A 20,068-nucleotide genomic window follows, 5' to 3' on the forward strand; every position below is an offset into this window, starting at 1 on the left:
AAATCCGCTCAGCGGTCGCGTCGCACAAGCGTAAACATCCAATGATTATCGCTCTTGGGGAACATCGGGAACTGTCATGGCAAAACATCCACTGGTTATGGCCCTGGCGAAAGTGATAATTGCAGCAGCCTGGGCCGATGGCGAACTCTCGCTTGATGAAATCAACGATCTCAAACGGTTGCTGGCCGAACTTGGTCAAACCGGCGGTCAATTCGCCTTGACCGCCGATGAGTGGGCCGAGTTGGAAATGTATCTCTCTTCACCAGTTGAAGCGGCTGAACGCACACGCCTCGTCGATGATCTGCGCGATCTGATTGTGACGTCGGAAGAACGTCAGATGGTTTTACACACGATTCAGCGGCTGGTGGCTGCGGATCGAGTAGTGACGCCGGTTGAACGTGAAGTGGTGCAAGCGATTCAGTATGCCCTGGAGCGTGGTAGCCAGAGTTTGCTGCATCAGCTTGGACGGGCTTTTCGGGTTGCACTCGGAATTCGTGCTCCTGGTCCGAATCGTGAGGAACTGTTGCCGGAATTTCTCCGTAATCGTATTTACTATGCCTTACATATGCGATTGGGGCAGGACATCGACGCACTTGGGATAGACCGCGATGAATTGCACGTCTTAACGCTGGCCGGTGGTCTCCTTGCCCTGATTGCTCGTGTTGACGATCAGGTGACTCCCGCAGAGCACGACCGTATTGTGACCATCCTCAAAGAGTGGTGGCATCTGGATCATACTCGGGCAACGTTGGTCGCTGAAATAGCCTTGACTGAGAGCGCTTCCAATCTCGATTTTTTTCGTCTTACCAAGGCGTTTGCCGACGCAACAACTGTCGAGCAGCGTGAACGATTTCTCGACGCACTCTTTGCGGTTGCGCTTGCCGACGGTGAACTTTCTGGCGCTGAAAGCGCCGAAATTAGCCGGATCACGGCTGCAATCAATCTTCCTCATGATCGCTTTGTGGCAGCACGCTTGCGTCTGCCACGTCAGCCAGGAAAACGTCTATGACCATTTCGCTGTTTGCTCCCCTTGATATGCATCTACACCTACGCGAAGGAGCGATGCTCCGCCTGGTGGCGCCATTTTCTGCGGCTCAGTTTACCGGTGCGGTGATCATGCCGAATCTGGTGCCACCGGTCGATAATCTTGATCGGCTTGCGGCATACGAGGCCGAAATACGCTCTGCAGTGGCGTCGTATCCGTTTATGCCACTGATGACCCTCTTTTTCCGCGCTTACGATGCCGCTACCTTGCACGCATTACGTGGGCGAATCTTTGCGATCAAACTCTACCCTGAGGGCGTGACCACGAATAGTACTGGTGGGGTCAGTGATTTGCAGGCAATTGAGCCGACGTTGGCTGTTATGGAAGAGTTAGGGATTCCCCTGCTTGTACACGGTGAAAGCCACGGTTTTGTGCTGGATCGTGAAACTGAATTCTTACCGGTGTATGAGCGCTGGGCCCAGACCTTCCCCCGTCTACGAATTGTGATGGAACATATCACGACGGCTGCGGCGCTCGAATTACTTGACCGCTACCCGAACCTGTTTGCTACAGTAACGCTCCACCATCTCTTGATTACCCTTGATGATGTAGCTGGTGGTCTGCTACAACCTCATCTGTTCTGTAAACCAATTGCCAAACGACCGTCAGACCGCGATGCACTTTTGGCCGCAGCTCTGTCTGGTCATCCTAAATTGATGTTTGGCAGTGATTCGGCACCGCACCCGATTGAGCGCAAGGAGGCGGCGTTTTGTGCTGCCGGTGTCTTTTCGGCGCCGGTGCTGTTGCCGATGCTGGTTGAACTGTTTGAGCGTCATCATGCGCTCGACCGTTTGCCCGATTTTGTGAGCGGTAATGCTTGCCGTATTCATGGGTTGAAGCCACCGCAGCGCGAGGTGCGATTGGTTGAAGACCCCTGGACGGTACCACCACGGTACGGTGATGTCGTGCCGTTCGCTGCCGGTCAAACATTACGCTGGCGCGTACTGACCGACTAGGTGATTACTTTTCCGGCTAAACCACCACCCCATACCTCTGGCGGTGGTGTTGGGGTGAACAGATCGGTAACATCGATTGCCTGCCGTAAACGGCCAAAGGTAGTCGCAATAAAGGTGATGCAGCGTAAACGTGCCGATGGTACCGGTCGTTCGAGTTCTTGTAGCGGCCCTACGTCAATGCGGTAATAACGATCTCCGGCTCGTGGGTGGGTTGCCTCCGCTGGGAGAAGATCACGGCGGTGTACAAGCTGGTAACGTACAATAGCGGCATAGTACTGAATCTGCCAGCGCGCCTGACCAAATGAGGCCGGTTGATAAAAGGCCAGGTAATCGGCGGCGAGTTGCGGTGGCGTATGGGCCAGCGGTAGTCGGTACCAACCTGCGGTACGTACTAGTTCCAGGTCGTGCGGTTTTGGCACGATAACTACAAGGACACGGGCATCATCGTCAGGGTTCATTATACACTCCTTTGAAAACATAATGCTCTCATTCCTTGTGAATGCGGGCCTCTGGCCCGCACCTGCATGTGAGCGAGTGGCACGCTGTCTGAGTTGTCTGGCTATGCTCCACCGCATCTGGCTGCGGATCGTACCTGAGAGCCTGAACAAAAACCCGGATTTCTTATTGCGAACGTACCGTGCTCGTGCGACCATTTCGTGAGGGTATCAACATTCTTTCGCTCCAGCCACCCCACGTTCCCCCTTTCCTCGCCCTGTGTGGGAAAGAAAGGGGGGCAGGGTGAAAGGTGGGGGGCGCCAGGCGTGTTCTGCAGCACCGGCGCTGAAACCGTTGCTACCCGTTTCCATGGCCTCGAAGAGCTGCATGCGTTGCTCGCCAACGTTTCCCGAACCATTCTGGAGATGCCATTGGTCGAGCCTCAGCAAAAGCCCAGGTTCTAATCACGCTCTAAGAACCCCTATCTCTCCCGATTGACAGCAAGCCACTGTTGGTAGCGGAGCGTACCGCTACCCACTCATTTCGCGACCAATCCCGAGTATCTGCATCAATCCGTGGTACACTACTAAAGAGACTTCCTATTTATATAACCGTTACAACGAGCGAAAAGTTATGCACTCTTTTGCAAAATGGATTTTGATCATCGCCGTAACATTCCTCACCGCTTGTAGCTCACCAGCTCGACCGGTCGTTCAGGCTACCATTGGCGCAATTGAGGCCGTGAATGCCGGTGACATCGCTGGCTTTGAGCGTGTTGTTGAACCACGACCTTTCATCTTTCCTGCCGATCACGGCCCGCATCAAACGTTTCAAACTGAGTGGTGGTACTATACCGGTAATCTGACAGCCGAAAACGGACGGCGCTTTGGTTTCCAACTGACCTTCTTCCGACGAGCGCTCAGCCCGTACCTGCCGGCCCGTGATTCGGCATGGGCGACCAATGAAGTCTACATGGCTCACTTTGCCATCAGTGATATTAATGGGGGACGCTTCTATGCCTTCGAGCGTTTTAGTCGGGCCGCAGTAGGGTTGGCGGGTGCCAGTGGTAATCCCTTCCACGTCTTTCTGAATGACTGGTCGGTAGAAGGCAGTGGACCTGAAGGTATGACGATGCGGCTCCGCGCTGCCCAAGATGATGTGGCCCTCGATCTGGTGGCGGTCAACAGTCGGCCACCGGTCTTACAGGGAAATGCCGGCGTGAGTCAGAAGGGTTCGCAAGTTGGCAACGCATCGGCTTACTATTCACTGACGCGCATGGTGAGCAGTGGTACCATTCGGATCGGCTCTGTGACATATACCGTGAATGGTCTAACCTGGATGGATCGCGAATGGGGCACCAGCGCGCTCGAAGAGGGGGTGGTCGGTTGGGACTGGTTTGCCTTACAGCTTGAGAGTGGTCACGATCTAATGTATTACCAGCTTCGAGCGGCAGATGGTAAGCCATCACCGTTTGTCGGCGGTAGCCTCCTTCTCCCCGATAATACCGTAATTATTCTTGGCCCTGGCGATGTAGAGCTGGAAGTTACTGAAACCTGGCGTAGTCCACGGAGTGGGGCAGTGTACCCCTCTGGTTGGCAGATGCGCATTCCGCGTTATGGGATCGAGCTTAAGGTGACGCCAGCGCTACGCGACCAGGAACTACCAACGTCTGTCGTCTACTGGGAGGGTGCAGTTGAGGTGAGTGGCAGCATGCGTGGTCGAGGGTACGTGGAATTGACCGGTTATGCCGATACAAAGTGAGTGGACAACTCCGGCGGTTACGCTGATCAGCGGGTTTCTCGGCAGTGGCAAGACAACGCTGCTGCGCCGCTTGTTAGAACGCGCTGATCGTCGTATCGGTGTTATCGTCAATGAATTTGGCGCGCTGGGAATTGACGGTACGTTGTTGGCGCAGCGTGGTGCTGTACCGTTGATCGAGTTGACGGGTGGCTGCGTGTGTTGTGTGGCAGGGAGTGATCTCTTGCTTGCGCTTGAAACGTTGATCGACAGTGGTCCGCTGGCGGCAATCGCTATCGAGACCAGCGGCCTTGCTGAACCGGGTGCCCTGATCCGCCAGTTGCGAGCCGCCGATGTTCCGCTCGATACACTAGTCACCCTCGTCTCAGCAGCCGATTTTGACCGTGTTATGGCTGTTTCACCACTAACAATGCGTCAGCTTCAACTTGCCGACCTGATCCTGGTGACGCATACCGATCTGGTGACTCCTCAGGCCCGGCAACATCTCGATGAACGGCTGCGCTCAATTAATCGGCGTGCGCCAATTGTTTCAGCCGTGTATGGCGATGTCGCACCTGAACTGATTTTCAGTCCGCGCTACGATGGTTCGATCCCGGATTCGTTACCGCACCAGCACAGCGAATTTGCCGCTATCGACTGGTACGCCGATCTGCCGTTATGCCGTTCGATGTTGGAACAAACCTTACGCCAGCTTACCGAACAAGGCCTGTTTCGTGCCAAAGGTATTGTTTACTGTACCGATTCACCGTGGGCTGATGAAGTGCATGTGGTTGCCGGGCGTGTGAATAGCAGTGCCTTACGAATCAAAGAGCGACCGGTTCCGCTTTGCCGGTTAGTTCTCATTGGCCGCGATAGTGCCCTGACCCACGCACGGATTGCGCTAGATGCGTGTATTGATAGTGACGAACGGATTAACCAATGGCGCGAGCGGCTAGTGTGGGAGTACTAACAGGTTCATGGTTGCTATCATCGGTCCGACATCTCGCTCTGAGCTAACCAGATCAATCAGTCGGGGAATGTACCCGGTGTAGGGTTGTAATACCTGCATTGTATATTGACATAACGTTGCATGGAAGCGTACCACTTTCTGACGTAGCGTTGTATCAAGCAGCCAGCGTCCGACGATACGTTGCTCTTCGATTAGCGTTGCTTTGCCCTCAGCCCGCCAGATTTCCTCGGCAATGAGTCGGATAAGCCAACCGGCTCGGCCTGCGCGAACATCATCGGCCAGATCAGAAACATCATCACCGAGCTGACGGGCCAGGATCAGTGCATCAAGTGCGTTGGTCAATGTCAGGGTCAGCGGGTGATCTGGCAGCACACCGGCCAGCATCAGATGAGCACGCTGCACAGCGTGCCAGCCCGCAGCTCGATCACAAACCCAACGTGCTGTTAACAGCCGTAGTTGTGCTGGTTGCCAGCAGCCGGTAGCCGTGCGGGCGGCAAGTTCTTTTCGATATGCAGCAACCATGCGCTGTTCTAACTCTAGCAGTAATCGCAGATCGATGCCCAGCGTCCCAAACATGTACCATGCTCTGCGCCGCAATGCCCGACTCAGTGGTGCAGCCAGGTGGGTTAGCTCGCCATCGAGACACGCATCACGGATTGCTGCTGCCCAACCACCGCATAAGGTTGCTAAAGCGAGCCGATCTCGGCTCGATGTTGGAAGAGGTATCAAAGACGACAACCAGACAGGCCAGAGAGTGAGAAGACGATGAATCGAGTTGTCGAGCACTTGAACAAGCGGCTGACGGAGTGTTGGGGGGAGCGGTTCAATCAACGTCATCAATTGCGCTGACACAGATTGCCAGTAGTCTTCTTCAGACGGTAGCAGTTGCAGCATACGTTCGTGGGAGCACCTGAATGATCAGTGCAGTCATATCATCACTTCGTTCAACTTGACCACAAAACTGATTGATAGTCGCCAGGAGTTGTTCCATTGCTCGCTGCGGATCGTTCGGATCGACCTGATCAAGAAGGTTCATCAGACGGTCAAAACCGAAGATTTCATGGTGAGCATTTTGTACTTCAAAAAAGCCATCGGTTAAGAGAAATATCTGATCACCTGCTTGCAATTGCAACGTTGTCTCACGGTAATCAACACTCAGTCGTGTGCCCAGGGGCAGGCTACCATAACCGATCTCCTGGATTTGACCGTTCCGACGGAGAAATGGAAAAGGGTGACCGGCAGTCGCAAACTGGAGCGTATTGTTTTGCGAATCGAGAATACCCAGAAAAACAGTGACATACTGGTTATCGATCCCATCGGCACAAAGAGCACTATTTGCAGCGCGCAGAATTGCTTCCGGTCGCTGGTGGTTGATGATAGCGGCGCGGAGAATCGAGCGTGCCATGACCATCACCATTGCGGCAGCAATACTCTTACCGGTCACATCGGCCACAACGATGGCCCAACGTTGATCGGGCATCCGCACAAAATCGTAGAAATCTCCGCTCGTCTCACGGGCCGGCTCCGAATATGCCACGATCTGGATATGGTCTATCGGTGGTGGTGCCGATGGGTAGAGGCGTTGCTGAAGCATATGAGCGATTTCCAGATCGTGGCGAAGTATTTGGTCTTGCAAGAGTTTTGTCCGCGCCTGATTCAATTTATGACGTGAAGCGGTTAGATAATATTGGTAAAATGAAATTGCCGCCCAAACAAGAACGGAATAGATTAAAACTGGTATAAATAGCCCAGTCGTTTCTTCAAACACACCTCGTGATGTTCCCGTTGTAGTGAAGAACCAATAGAAAACAGAAAAGACTATTATTAGATTTATTGCCATAATAATACCTGCAAATCTCCAACCTAATAATAGACTGCCCAAGATAATAAACAACGGTATAGTTTCTGCAAACAGAATTATATTAACCATTTCTCGTGCAATGGCGTTCGAAATCATAAAAATAATAATACCAAAATTTGTCCAAATTACAAAAATATATGAACCAACGTTCGTGCGCTCTCTCTGGATTAACCATTCAATCAGAATATTAACCGCAATTGAAAGGAAAACAATAATATAAGAATCTATAGTTGAGAGCGGTGGAACAAGCATAATAAGAAGTGCTAACAGGGTAAGGGTTAGTACGATCCGGTTAAGTATTTGTAAGGTTGAACGCAAGCGTATTTGATCGCTTTCCGTATCGAGCTGTTTCAACAGTTCATTAAGTGATTGGATGTCATGCAAATTCATATTCCTTACAGATGCTCGTCGAAATGCGCCTCAATCAGGGAATGTCCTCAAGTGTTCAGAGATACTGTCTGTGTCTGCACGTGCTATTAGGCTAAGATAGACAGTATCATTGTCTTTGAATCCGCAATAAAGCGTTTGTTTCTAGGCTGTTCTTCTTGCGATTGTACCTGTTTATGTCCTCCTTCCTCATAAGAGGGGGAAGGAGAACAAGAAAAGATACAACCATGGACTAAATGGTCAGAATTTTCAGACATGCCCTAATACCAACGCGGCGCAGCAATCTGCCGATCAATATCTTCAAGCTGTTTCCGCTGAGCTGGATCGGTTAGGGCTTTGCGCAGGCGCTCCATCTCATCTGGATCGGGTTGCAGACCGGCTTCCTTCGCTGCTGCATCAGGATCATCAAGCAGCCGCTTGCGAAAGTCTGGATCAAGGACTGCCCGACCAATCAGTCGTTCAAAATCAGGACTCATACGTGGTCTCCTTGCTTTACGTGCTTATCTCCAGGGTTGTACCGGTTCTCGGTTGCTCCCGTGTGGCGCTAGTAAGATTGTGGTGAAACAAGCCTTTCTGCCCAATTTTCCTGCTAGAGCTAACCATGGAAAAGCTCACGTCTAATATACCACTTTTTTACTTCATCGATGCAACAGCCTGATCTACCGTTTTGGATACTGCTGGATGCAGGAATGGTCGCAATATGACATTCCTTTCATTGACAAGTCACGTTGCTTTTGATATTATTAAAATCAATAACGTTACATGATTTTGGAATGATAAGGAGATGCCATGCGAAAACTATTCTGGAGGGGGATCCTGTTCGCTCTGATCGTGATGTGGCTGCTGCCATCGGTTGCCTCATCGCGACCACTCCCACCGCCAACACTTAGTATTGTTGGCGGTGAACCGGTGCAACCGGGTGATTATCCGTGGCTGGTGGCGTTGCTCGATGCGTCGATTACCGATGAGGCGTTTGCATTTTGCGGTGGTGCACTGATTGACGATGGCGGTGATTTCACAACGACGCAGTGGGTGCTCACGGCAGCTCACTGTGTAGCTTCTATAGCTGCACCAACGGAGGTGGAGGTGCTGGTTGGTCAGCAAGACCTGTCACAGGCGACCGCAGCTCAGCGGAAGATCGTGGCAGCAATTATTACTCATCCGCTCTACCTTGCGGGAGTGACTCTCGCCAACGATGTCGCTTTGTTACAATTGGCCGATCCGGTGATCGACATCACACCAATCAAGATTGCTACTCCGGCGGATGCAGCTCGCTTTGTAGCAGGTACAACCGCCCAAATTGCCGGTTGGGGTAATCGCTTACCACAGACAGGGCTTGATTTTCCTGACGTGGCTCATAAGGCCAGCATTCTGATTGTTGACATAGCGACGTGTAATGAGCGCTACAGTGGTGGGTTGAATGAATCGTTGCACCTTTGCGCTGGTCAGTATCCATCCGGCGGGATTGATACCTGCCAGGGTGACAGCGGTGGGCCACTGATGGTTCCCGATGGCTCTGGTGGCTTGCTTCATGCCGGTATCGTTAGTTTTGGAATCGGTTGTGCCTGGCCGAACTTCCCCGGTGTGTACGCTAAAACTGCCTCGTTCGCCGATTGGATTACTGCGCAGATCAACAACCAGCCTCATGTTGATGTTTGGAAGTTACAGATGTTTGATCCTGACCTATGGTATCTCTCAGCGGCAGCACCGGATGAACCGTTTGAGTACGTGATCTTTGTTGCTAATAGTGGGCCAACGACGCTGAGTGATGTCGAGGTGTTCTCGACTGTTCCGACGGGTGCTACGCTGGTAACGGGCAGCATCAGTGATGGCGGTATTTACAACAGCGGCACTGGTGAGGTTACCTGGTCGGTTGGTAGTCTCGCTCCAGGAGATGTTATCGCTCTTACCTACCAGGTTCAGGCTTCTGCGAATGTTGTTGCCGATACGTATCGGGTCGAAGCCAATGGTGGATCGCTTATCCGCAACAATACCCGTGGTGCTACTGTAACGCGGATCGATCAGCCGTTGCCATTTGTACGCTCTGAAGCGCCACAATTTATTGAAGTCGGTGAGACGTTTCCAGTTGTGTTTACTGTTTCTAACTTTGGTCAGGGTGCAGGCGCCGATTTGACTAATCTTGAGTTAGTCGTGGATCTGCCTGATAGTGTTGAGGTAGTGGCAATCAGCGATGGTGGCACACAAAGCGGCGGACAGGTAAGCTGGAATATTGTCGATCTTCCTGCTAGCAATGAGGTGCAGGTAGCGATTCTGCTACGTGCTGGTGCAGTGGGTAATGTTGCACGGATCACGAATGTAGAGCTGCTTGAGAATAGCACGAGATTAGTCTACGGTGGAGCGACGCAAACCGTCTCTGTGCCAGCAGTACGTTATCTTCCGATCATTCAGAAGTAGCTCGCGGAGTGTGTCTGATGTGTCTGAAATGCGCTTCCTTTCCCTGGGTGCGCGGGCCTCTGGCCCGCGTCTTGATGGAATTGGGTAGAAATATCGAAACACTCAGCACGCCATTGGGGGTAGGTTCCAAATCCGCCCCTCTCGTTCCCATTCCCTGGGTGCGCGGGCCTCTGGCCCGCGTGCTGACAATGATCAGGTATGTTGCGCGTATTTCATTTTTGAGTCCACTGCAAAAACTCACCACGGAGTACACAGAGCACGCAGAGCGTCTAAGATTTGTGAATAATTTTTGGCCATTGGGTGCATGTAAGAAAAATTTCACAACCCTATGTTCAATGAAAGATAAAATTATCTTTAGTCTCTGCGATCTCCGCGGTCTCTGTGGTGAGAAGATCACCTTTTTGCAGTGAAGTCATTCTTTTTTCAGCACGATTGTCGGGTATAGCATAACTGATACCCCTGGTATAATGGGCTTTCCCGAATTGTGCAACTTCTGTATCTTTGATAATTTGTCGCTTCACTCAAACCCAGCGTATGTTTGGTCACTAGGTGCTGAGATAACGACTCTCACCTACGGCAACTGCCGAATCATCGCTACTTCATCGCAACGATCTTGCTTAAAGCACGTGGCGCAATCTTGCCAGATCTTGTGCGGGAGCCGTAACTTGGGAATCTCGCGAAATCCCAGCGCACTGAAAAAACCAACCTGCAAGGTAAGCGTGAAGAGTGTAGGAATGCCTAGTTCCATCGCTTCGGTGAAGAGTGGTTCGACCAATTTTCGACCGATCCCGCGCCCCTGGAACGACGGATGGACTGCAACGCTGACCACCTCGGCCAGATCGGCCCAGGTAATGTGCAAGGCAGCACAACCGATCACTTCACCATCGGCCTCGGCCACGTTAAAATTACGTACCCGATTGTAGAGCTGATCGAGCGTCTTGGGAAGCATATCGCCACGTGCTGCGTAGTAGTTGATAATTTCGTATAGCCGTGGGACATCGCTGACTCGCGCCCGGCGAATGGTAACCGCAGCGTCGGGTCGGATGTGAAGGACCGGTAAACTTACCGGAGGTGCGTACAATGGGCTAGTCATGGCTGTTTTTGTAATCCTCCATCTGTTATCGGGGTACGACTCAGTCGTTCTGCATTAACAATTCGCGCCAGCGTGCGCATTGCTCACGTACTCGCTGGGGCGCGGTGCCGCCGTAACTCGATTTTTGGGCTACACTACGCGCCATGTCGAATACTGCGTAGATACTCGCATCGAGGGTAGGTTCGATGGCCTGATATTCAGAGAGTGGCAAGTGGCGCAAGCTTACGCCGAGCGCCAATGCCCGCTGCACCAATCGTCCTACCTTGCTATGCGCCAGACGAAAGGGAATGCCCCGGCGTACCAGTTCATCGGCCAGATCGGTAGCGAGCATCGCATCATCGAGGGCTGCTGCCATTCGTTCGGGTTTCACCTTCATTGTCGCAATGGCCGCTGCTGCTATTTGTAGCCCAAGATCGAGTGTATCAAAGCTATCGAAGAGTGGTTCCTTGTCTTCTTGCATGTCTTTGTTGTAGGTCAGCGGCAGTCCCTTCAATACCGTAAGCAATGCTACGAGGTTTCCCAACAGGCGACCACTCTTACCGCGCAACAACTCCATACTATCGGGATTTTTCTTTTGTGGCATCAGACTTGAGCCTGTACTGTAGGCGTCGGCCAGTTCGAGAAAGCCAAATTCGGCGCTGGCATAGAGAATAATATCTTCGGCCAACCGACTGAGATGGACACCGATTAGAGCACAATCGAAGAGGATTTCGGCAACGAAATCCCGATCACTGACAGCATCAAGCGAGTTCGCCGCTAATTCATCAAATTCATCGAGCAATTCGGTAAGCCGCTCACGTTCGATCACAAGCGAATTGCCGGCCAGCGCACCTGCGCCGAGTGGGAGCACACGCATGCGACGAATCGCGTCCTCAAGACGGCTCCGATCACGGGCAAACATCTCAACATAAGCTAAGCACCAATGCCCAAACGTAATCGGTTGGGCGCGCTGCAAATGGGTATAGCCTGGCATAACCGTCGCAGTATGTTGTTCGGCTTGCGACAAGAGCGCTAGTTGCAGATCACGCAAACGGAGGTTAAGCTGACGGGCAATCCCGATGGTGTAGAGACGCATATCGGTAGCGACCTGATCGTTACGCGAACGTCCGGTATGAAGCTTGAGCGCCGCATCGCCGATCAGTTCACGCAGCCGACGTTCGACAGCGGTGTGAATGTCTTCATCGCTTTCTACGGCCACGAACGTACCGTTTGCGAATTCAGCTCGCACTTGTTCCAAACCACGGATAAGATCGGCATGTTCGGTCTCGTTGATCAGGCCAGCTTGTGCCAGCGCACCGGCCCAGGCAATACTACCGGCAATATCAACCTCGGCCAGACGCACATCAAAATGGAATGAGTCGTTGAAGCGGCGCATCTCTGCCGCCGTAGGTTCACTAAACCGTCCTCCCCAGAGCCGGTGTTCCATCGACAATCCTCCTCTTTCGTATCACAATGGTGCACTGGCAATCGTTTGGTAGTTTTCGATCTGTAGGCTACAACGTACCAGGAGTTGCCAGTAATTCCCGATCAGCGTGCCGGCCAGCCGTCCGATCTCATCAAGCTCTTGCGCTGCGATCAGTGCAGGAGCCAGTTGCGGCCAATCACGCGGTTGTAACGGGAAAGAAAAACTCTCGTTCAGACCAGCATATCGCTGTTGTGTGGTCCAACAACGGTTGATCAAACAGAGTGCGCTGATCATTTCCATCAATAATTCAGACACCAGCAATCTTGCCACCGAAGCCTGACGCCGCACGGTAGCTGCCCGTAATTCACTGTAACGCTGGAATACCAATTGCGGCAGATACGGAATGATGCTCTGGTAAAAGACACGTTCTGGTAACGCCCTGGCTCGTGATAACCAGTCCTGTACCTGTTCAGCCGTACCGATCACAGGTTGTACCTGCGCCAGCCAGCTCAACCATTGCGGCCAGCGTAGATCGGGTGCCTGCAAGACCGCTTCCAGATCAGGGACGGCGATAGGATGGATCGTTACCGGCACACCTCGCATCATGAAACTGTGCAGTGGACGTTGCCGTGCTTGCTCCGTGATGAGCAACAACTCAATCGGATCAAAATCGGTAAGCGGTGCTGCGGGCGTTATCATCCCTGCCACCACAATGGCAACGTCCGCTGCTGTGGCAAGGCGCTGACACAGTTCACGCGCAATCGATTGGCAGTCGGCGAGATCCATGATCTTTTCCCGGCATCAAGTACGGTATGCGGCGTTGATCCGCACGTAGTCGTAGCTCAAATCACACGTCCACACTGTTGCCTTGCCCTCGCCAAGGCCGAGATCGGCATCAATCGTGATCTCGGCGACATCGAGCAACTGATGGGCAGCCTGCTCGTCGAACGGTAACGGTAACCCATTTTCCAACACCCGCATACCACCAAACGAGAGCACGACTCGATCAGGATCAACAGTAGCCCCCGAATAACCAATTGCGCACAACACTCGCCCCCAATTGGGATCGGCGCCAAACAACGCCGTTTTCACCAATGGTGAACGGGCAATGGTCATTGCTGCCAGTTTAGCTTCGGTATCGTTGACTGCCCCACGCACTGTAATCGTAACAAAACGGGTTGCTCCTTCACCGTCACGGACAATGGCATGGGCAAGATGTTGACAAACCGCTGTCAGACCGGCACAAAAAGCAGCACCGTCAGGAGTGTCAAGATCGGTAATGGGCGGCGCAGCACTGGCCCCGTTAGCCATAACGAGCAACGTATCGTTTGTACTGGTATCGCCGTCAATACTAATGCTGTTGAAACTCACTTCGAGCGCCTGCCGCATCGCCTGATCGAGGACTGGCCCTGGTACGGTCGCATCAGTGGTGACAACGGCCAGCATGGTTGCCATATTGGGATGGATCATCCCGGCACCTTTAGCCATGCCACCGATCGTAATAACCTGACCACCAGAGAGCGTTACAGTTACAGCGCAATGTTTGGGGCGGGTATCGGTGGTCATGATGGCACGTGCCGCAGCCGGTCCGTACTCAGGACTCAGTCGCCGGGCCGCCACTGCAATCCCGCGCACAATCTTCTCTATCGGCATAGGAACACCGATTGTTCCAGTTGACATAACAAATGTACTGCGCGGCGGCAAGTCTAACGCCTGCTCGACAGCCTGCGCCATCGCAACAGCCGCAGCATCGCCATCGGCGCCGGTACAGGCATTGGCGTTACCGGCGTTAATCACAACTGCCCGCAGATCAGTCCCTTGTGCCATAAGTGCCATATCGTAGCGTACCGGTGCGGCTTTCACTGCGTTAGTGGTAAACACCGCGGCTGCTGTTGCCGGATAATTACTAACCAGCAGAGCCAGGTCATCGCGATCGGCATATTTAATCCCGCATGCCGCTACTGCGGCGCGCCAGCCTCGTGGGCTGGTAGCGTGTCCGTCAGCAAGAAATGTTATCATGCGTTCCTACTCCTCGGTTGGTATTGGTGCAGCGGGATGGGTGTCTTCCCAGCGAACCGACTCAACTGCACCAATTCCTTGTAGATGAGCAATATCGTTGTACGTGTTGAGCCGCCAGAGTTGTTGATGACGCCGATTTACCCGTTCCCACCAGGTAATACTGGTGTTACGGGTATGAAAATCAATCGGTGGTACCACCAGGCTCGGCATCCGGAAAAAGTGGATGAACGAACAATCAATGACACCGCCGTGACAAACGATGACAATCGTCTTCCCTTCGTATTCACTGGTAATGCGGGTAAGTGCACGACTGACGCGCAGCGTAAAGTCGCCCCAACTTTCGCCACCGGGAGCAAGTGGTCGGAGCGGGTAACGGTCAAAATCGGGAACACCAAACCTGGCCCAGGCTTCCTGATTTGTCATGCCATCGGCTTCACCGACTTTCAATTCCTGCACTTCATCGTCGAAGATGATCGGAATTCCCAGGGCCGGTTGAATGATCTCGGCAGTTTGGCGGGCACGGGGTAATGTTGATGAAATCAGTACGTCAGCTTTGATCTCTCCACTGGTGGCCAGACGATCACGCAGACGTTTAGCCTGCTCGATACCGCGCTCGGTAAGACCGACGTCACCTTTCATTCCGGCTACGATTGGTTTCACATTGGCGACCGACTCGCCATGGCGGATCAAATACAAGTGGGTCATATGTTCCTTCGCTACTTACAGGTCACTACATAAAAGAGGCCAGCCTGCGCTGGCAAGCTGGCCTGAGAACAATCCTTACAAGAATGCAGGCGCCGCTAGCCAGATCGTGTGACTGGCTGACTACGACGACGGCGACGATGACTATGACGAGGAGCTAAATCGCTGTACATATTGCAGAGTTGGATAATCACAGACATCGTAACACCGCCTTCTCGCCTGACGAAAATTGACGAAAGTAGTATACCACAGGTCACAATAGTGTGTGCTGTGCAGTGTCAGATAGAAGGGCTTTTCAATGTTCTCAACCCTGGACTCATGCATGTGCGGACGGGGATTCCCGATCTACCCAGTTTCTCGCAAGGCGCTGGCCGCCGTCCCATGCTGTGTGGTCTATGGTGGGAACTCATCGGTTGGCGCATTAGCCGACCATCATGCTCTCAGAGCCTGATCAAAACCCAGATTGCTCGTTGGGCACGTCCCGTACTCGTGCGACCATTGTGTGAGGGGAGCCAACATACTTTCACGCCAGCCACACTCTGCCCCTCCTTACTCGTTCCGTGTGGAAGAGGGACCAGGGGGGATGGTGAGGGCGCCAGTTGCCCGCCAATGTTCCCTGAACCATCTTGGAAATGCCATAGATCGCGCCTCATCAACAGCCCAAATTGTTGATGAGGCGCGTCGTTTCTCGCCACTTTAGCCGACGCCCCTGCTGAGTGCCTGATCAGAACCACGAGTTTCTGCTCTTCCCTCAGACCCTCACTCGCGGGAGGGTGAAAACCACTCATCCCGCTACCTCTGTTCTCTTTGCTACACCACTGCCGGAAACGTAGAAAAGCCTTGATATACAACGCTATTACGATTTGCGCCGACCAAACCAACTCCGACGCGCAGATTTTGTGACCTTCTGGCGCAGCTCATCGAGATCGTCAGCGGGTGTTTTTGCCGGTGATGTCTCTGCCGGTGATAAGGTCATCTCCGACGGTGTTTGCCCTTGTTTCCGGCGTCCAAACCAGCTTCGTCGTTGCCTGGCGACAACTGGTACAGGTGCTATCACTGATTCCGGTATCGGCATCTCCGGTAACGTGGTTACAGGTTCAGGGTACGGACTATCGCTGTGCTCAGCACCGACTGCCCGCAACCATGACCAGAGAAGCCGTCGGCGTTCCGTACCATCTTCTGGTAAGGCAAGCGGTCGTCCTCGTGCATCGACGACCAGGCCGAGCAGGCTGCCGTGCACTTCAGCCGGATCGCTCTCGACCGCCTCGCCAGGGGCACCCTTACCGACACGCACACCGGCTCGTGGTCGCACCTTTACCTGTGCATAACGACCAATCGGTAACGGCAGGCGGAGCAGATCGCCATTGCGGACCTGGATTTGTTCACTACCACCACCAACAGTGATCAGTTCAATCTCAGCGATCGGATCGCCGAACCGATTGCCACCCTGTAACACAATGCAGGTTGCTAATGGCGTATTCGTCAGCAAATCGTGATCAAAAACCGATACAGCCGCGTCGGCGCTGTGCGCTGCTATGCCACCACATACCGCCAGCAGCCCCAGACTGTCGAGATGGATCGGTAACAGGAGGCCTGGTAGTTCATACGCTGGCTGCAAACCATCGAGGATCGCCAGCAGGGTCATGCCAGGATGAGGGGCGTGAACCAGCGCACCTCCACTAACAACAAGATAGCTGTAGGTCAGAGCTGGCTGTCCCTCGCGCAACGTAGCCATTCCCAAAGCTAATGCTTCGCGCACAATCGCCAGATCAAGATAACAATCCTCGCGGGTTACGGGCATTGTTTGTGGGCGTAACGTTCGCTGCAATACTCGTTCGATCAGTTCTTGCTCTTCAATCGCAAATGGTAGCCAACGGGCAATTGCGGCAGGGCCAACTTCGCATAACAAATTGCTGACCCCGAATGCGGTGCCACAAACCCCGTGGATTGCAGCACTTACGTGATCTGGTGCGGCAGCGATCAGCGTGGTGGTTGTCGCACCAACATCTGTAAACAAGACCGGCTGTTGTCGTCGCTCGGCCAGGAAGCGCGTCATCACATATTGCGCTTCAATAATCGTGTGTAGCGTTCTCTTTTCAGAATCTGCCAACTGCTGTACGCCAGGCAAATCGGTAAGCTGTCGTGCATAGCGAGCCAGTAATGCCTGTCGTAATGGGGTGACGTTCTCTTGATCGAGCGTTGGTCGTACATTTGCTACGCTGATCAACTCACAACTGTGTCGGCTCAGGATCGTGTGAACGGTTGATGCTGCGGCTGTATTACCGGCATAAATAACTGTGGGCAACGGTTGTTTGATGGCTTCGGTGAAAGAGAGCTTGAGATTAACCAGATGCGCCAGCCGCTTCATCGACTCAATGGCGCTACCCTCAATACCACCGGTCAAGATGATCACGTCTGGTAAGAGTGGAAGTAGTTTTTCAAGTTGACGCTCAATCCATGACTGGACACTACTGGTTGGGTGATGTGAGACATCATCCAGAGTGATCACCTCTAACACGACATTCGGCACCCCACGAATAGCGTGCAACGCACTTCGTGCCGAGACATCAGTTGCAATTGCTGCTACAACCACGCGCAACGGTTCGAGTGCTGAGGTAACCACTACCACTTTATCAATACCGTCACCAGTAATGGTTCGTGGCATCAGCAAGTGCCCTTCGTGCAGTAACTGCCGACCGGTAAGTTCGGCGAGTTGTGCAGTTGCTTCCTGCACCGCAAAGAACACATTCTGATACGGTAATTCACGGCTGGTCAGAGTCTCGGTTTGACCGATCAGCCGACTTTCGCCATCGACCTGGTCAATGAGTGAAACTCTGGTCGTCAGACTACCGATTTCGATTGCCAGTATGGCCCGCACATTGTCTGCCATGCTATGCACCTTGTCCTCTGCGGTTGATTTGCAACAAGAGGTTGTGTAAGTATGCTTTGCCATCCCTGCACTGGACTGTTTTCGACAGACGTTTGCTCACCTTATGGCGAGAATGGTGCGTAGGGAATGTTCAACTGCTTCCTGAAACAGCGCGTACCCAGTCAATGATGAAGAGCAGTCGTTCATTGAGCGCAGTCAGATAGGAACTCACACTACCGGCCAGGAAGAAGCCAAATGCCAGTAACAACACCCACCGTCCTACGCGAGCTGCCAGATCGATCTGGCGTTGTCGCTGCGGATCAGACGAGCGTGTCAGTGAAAACGAGAGCAATGTGACAATTGAGCCAGTGACCAGCACAATACTGCCGAGAATGGTTACTGGCGACGAGAAATCTGCGCGAGTAAAATCAAGTACTTGTGGTAGTATCGTACCGGCTATCGCACCACCGACAACCAGTGCTGCGCCAACACCAAAGACCAGCGCTAACGGAATGTTTGCCAGCCAGGAACTGGTCTGTTGGCCGCTGACACGAGTAAGCAACAGAGCTGCCAACACAAATGGTATCAACTGCCAGGTAACCAGCGCTGGTTGACCACTGGCCGCAACCAGATCAACAACAGCCGGTCGCAGCACCTGGTGATAAACAACAACGAAAGCGTAACCGAGTGCAACGCCAACAAACAGATATTGCACCAGCCGAAAAGCCGGTGTATCACCGATCACACGGCTAAACACCAGCAGCGTCAGAACAACTGGAATGAAGGTTATTGCAATATCCATCGGTCTTTACCTCTTACCAGATGGAACAAACGACCAATCCCAACGATCAGCATTCCCAGCACCAGCACACCAATAAACACCAGTGTTGCCCATGTCTGATAGGAATAGGCATACGTTGCTTTTTCGTCAGCATTTCCTGCGGCCAGTAAATCGATAGCACCGCGCTGACCGGCTACCGCGTAGACATAAGGTAAACGCAGGTACGGTAGGACCTGTGGATAGACCTCTTGAGGGAGCAAGAATGCAATCGGCACGGTTGGGGCTGCACTGTGAATTTGTTCCATCCAGGCCTGTACATCCTGTACCTGATCGGCGAGAACCACGATCATTGCCAGATCGTTTAACGTCTCAATTCGAGGTGTGCCATCAGGTCGGGTCGCCAGTAAGCCTGCGGTTGCATCCTGACCAGTGTAATCACGGCGCAATTCAGCGCGTAGATCGAGGGCCAGGCTGCGCAAAGCCAGTTCACCACCTGGCCGATAACCGAGCAGCACATAATCACGTCCGCCGAAAGTCACACCGTTCTCGTTGTTGTAACCGGCGGCCCGCAATGGCCCAATCAGATCAAACGAGAGCAGAGTTCCTTGCAGGTCGGTACTAACGATAATGAGCTTCGTTCGCTCGTCAGTCAATTCGGCAAGCAATGCGGATTCGAGTGGTCGCAATTCGGCAACACGTTGTGCACTCCACTCGTATGCGATCAAGACCACATCTTCGCTCCCCAGGCTGGCGAGCTGATCATGGAGCGCAACTGCTGCTGGAGATGGTTGCACCTGATTCGTCAGTGTTCCGGTCAGACCTGGCAACAACAGACCAATGAGGATGGCAAGCAATAAAACTAGGGCAAGCCATTGTTCAAGAACCGGTAAACGACGACGGGCGACAGCCGGTTGCTCGGTGGGCATCGTTACCGGTAATGGTGATTGAAGCAGGTGTTCGAGTAATGTAACTGCCGCTATCTGATCAGAAGTACGCCGAGCAGGGGCTGGCAATGGCGGTTTCACAACAGTCACTTCAGCCCCGGCCAAAACCGCTTCACCCTCATCGGCCTCACGACTTCCTAAACGTTGTAACCAGCTTAATGAAGGTGTAACTGCCGGCTCAGCCACTCGTTCAGATGAAGCTCGCAACCAGGGTGGTAAGTCAGCTCCACTCAAGAATTCATCACTGGTTGAGCTTGTCGTTGGTGGTGGCTCGGTAACGGAACCAGACTGAGCTGACGCTGCTTCCAACCACGGTACCGCTTCTGTCGCTGCATCGGTTACTAACCAGTCAGGTGTATCAACCGTACTTGATGACGGTTCCTGCAACCAGGCAGGCACATCACTGGTTTGCGGTTCAGCCGCTCGCAACCAAGCAGGCACGTCAGTGA

The 20,068-nt window shown here is 53.1% G+C and carries 16 protein-coding genes and 1 pseudogene; 5 read left to right on the top strand and 12 right to left on the bottom strand.

Annotation, left to right across the window (positions count from 1 at the left end; all coding sequences use genetic code 11):
* The first annotated feature begins 76 nt into the window (after positions 1 to 76).
* Both JE47_RS0100340 and pyrC read left to right on the top strand, forming a co-directional pair.
* Complete coding sequence (locus JE47_RS0100340; protein WP_031457851.1) at positions 77 to 1,009, top strand: tellurite resistance TerB family protein; 933 nt, start codon at positions 77 to 79, stop codon at positions 1,007 to 1,009.
* Positions 1,006 to 2,001, top strand: a complete 996-nt coding sequence (pyrC, locus tag JE47_RS0100345) for a dihydroorotase (RefSeq protein WP_031457852.1) — start codon at positions 1,006 to 1,008, stop codon at positions 1,999 to 2,001. The genes JE47_RS0100340 and pyrC overlap by 4 nt, the downstream gene beginning before the upstream one ends.
* Here the strand turns inward: pyrC and JE47_RS0100350 are convergent.
* The gene (locus JE47_RS0100350) at positions 1,998 to 2,459 is read right to left on the bottom strand and encodes a hypothetical protein (protein WP_236631087.1); all 462 of its coding nucleotides are present in this window, start codon (positions 2,457 to 2,459) and stop codon (positions 1,998 to 2,000) included. The genes pyrC and JE47_RS0100350 overlap by 4 nt on opposite strands.
* A gap of 610 nt (positions 2,460 to 3,069) precedes the next feature.
* Between JE47_RS0100350 and JE47_RS0100360 the strand changes: the two genes are divergently transcribed.
* Both JE47_RS0100360 and JE47_RS0100365 read left to right on the top strand, forming a co-directional pair.
* On the top strand, positions 3,070 to 4,197 hold the full coding sequence (locus tag JE47_RS0100360) for a lipocalin-like domain-containing protein (RefSeq protein ID WP_031457855.1): 1,128 nt from the start codon (positions 3,070 to 3,072) through the stop codon (positions 4,195 to 4,197).
* The gene (locus tag JE47_RS0100365; protein ID WP_031457856.1) at positions 4,181 to 5,143 is read left to right on the top strand and encodes a CobW family GTP-binding protein; all 963 of its coding nucleotides are present in this window, start codon (positions 4,181 to 4,183) and stop codon (positions 5,141 to 5,143) included. The genes JE47_RS0100360 and JE47_RS0100365 overlap by 17 nt, the downstream gene beginning before the upstream one ends.
* Here the strand turns inward: JE47_RS0100365 and JE47_RS0100370 are convergent.
* The 3 genes from JE47_RS0100370 to JE47_RS0100380 form a co-directional block, all read right to left on the bottom strand.
* Positions 5,126 to 6,037 carry a hypothetical protein gene (locus JE47_RS0100370; RefSeq protein WP_031457857.1) on the bottom strand — a complete coding sequence of 304 codons (912 nt, stop codon included), beginning with the start codon at positions 6,035 to 6,037 and terminating at the stop codon, positions 5,126 to 5,128. The genes JE47_RS0100365 and JE47_RS0100370 overlap by 18 nt on opposite strands.
* Positions 6,015 to 6,737 (bottom strand): PP2C family protein-serine/threonine phosphatase, encoded by a 723-nt coding sequence (locus JE47_RS22050; protein ID WP_236631088.1) that lies wholly within the window; start codon positions 6,735 to 6,737, stop codon positions 6,015 to 6,017. Before JE47_RS22050 ends, JE47_RS0100370 begins: the two co-directional genes overlap by 23 nt.
* 914 nt (positions 6,738 to 7,651) lie before the next feature.
* The gene (locus JE47_RS0100380) at positions 7,652 to 7,867 is read right to left on the bottom strand and encodes a Franean1_4349 family RiPP (protein WP_031457859.1); all 216 of its coding nucleotides are present in this window, start codon (positions 7,865 to 7,867) and stop codon (positions 7,652 to 7,654) included.
* A gap of 313 nt (positions 7,868 to 8,180) precedes the next feature.
* On the opposite strand from JE47_RS0100380, the gene JE47_RS20895 reads away from it, so the two are divergent.
* A complete protein-coding gene (locus JE47_RS20895; RefSeq protein WP_051871035.1) occupies positions 8,181 to 9,806 on the top strand; it encodes a trypsin-like serine protease in 1,626 nt (541 codons plus the stop codon).
* A 571-nt stretch (positions 9,807 to 10,377) separates the two neighbouring features.
* On the opposite strand, the gene JE47_RS0100395 is transcribed toward JE47_RS20895, so the two are convergent.
* The 8 genes and pseudogenes from JE47_RS0100395 to JE47_RS0100435 all read right to left on the bottom strand — a co-directional run.
* Entirely contained in the window at positions 10,378 to 10,899 is a 522-nt protein-coding gene (locus tag JE47_RS0100395) for an N-acetyltransferase (RefSeq protein WP_031457862.1), read from the bottom strand.
* A 40-nt stretch (positions 10,900 to 10,939) separates the two neighbouring features.
* Positions 10,940 to 12,325 carry an argininosuccinate lyase gene (argH, locus tag JE47_RS0100400; RefSeq protein ID WP_031457863.1) on the bottom strand — a complete coding sequence of 462 codons (1,386 nt, stop codon included), beginning with the start codon at positions 12,323 to 12,325 and terminating at the stop codon, positions 10,940 to 10,942.
* A 21-nt stretch (positions 12,326 to 12,346) separates the two neighbouring features.
* Complete coding sequence (locus JE47_RS0100405; protein WP_031457864.1) at positions 12,347 to 13,090, bottom strand: hypothetical protein; 744 nt, start codon at positions 13,088 to 13,090, stop codon at positions 12,347 to 12,349.
* Positions 13,091 to 13,105: 15 nt separating this feature from the next.
* Positions 13,106 to 14,323 carry a bifunctional glutamate N-acetyltransferase/amino-acid acetyltransferase ArgJ gene (gene argJ / locus JE47_RS0100410; RefSeq protein WP_031457865.1) on the bottom strand — a complete coding sequence of 406 codons (1,218 nt, stop codon included), beginning with the start codon at positions 14,321 to 14,323 and terminating at the stop codon, positions 13,106 to 13,108.
* A gap of 6 nt (positions 14,324 to 14,329) precedes the next feature.
* Positions 14,330 to 15,028, bottom strand: coding sequence for a histidine phosphatase family protein (locus JE47_RS0100415; protein WP_031457866.1), 699 nt, complete (start codon positions 15,026 to 15,028; stop codon positions 14,330 to 14,332).
* Between the two features lie 853 nt (positions 15,029 to 15,881).
* Positions 15,882 to 17,915, bottom strand: coding sequence for a glutamate mutase L (locus tag JE47_RS0100425; RefSeq protein ID WP_031457868.1), 2,034 nt, complete (start codon positions 17,913 to 17,915; stop codon positions 15,882 to 15,884).
* A 130-nt stretch (positions 17,916 to 18,045) separates the two neighbouring features.
* Positions 18,046 to 18,696 carry a hypothetical protein gene (locus tag JE47_RS0100430; RefSeq protein ID WP_031457869.1) on the bottom strand — a complete coding sequence of 217 codons (651 nt, stop codon included), beginning with the start codon at positions 18,694 to 18,696 and terminating at the stop codon, positions 18,046 to 18,048.
* Positions 18,681 to 20,068 (bottom strand): annotated as a pseudogene (locus JE47_RS0100435) (hypothetical protein); the annotation flags it as partial. The gene JE47_RS0100430 and the pseudogene JE47_RS0100435, both read right to left, overlap by 16 nt.

Origin of the sequence: Chloroflexus sp. MS-G, assembly GCF_000735195.1 — a bacterium.
Taxonomy (GTDB): Bacteria; Chloroflexota; Chloroflexia; order Chloroflexales; family Chloroflexaceae; genus Chloroflexus.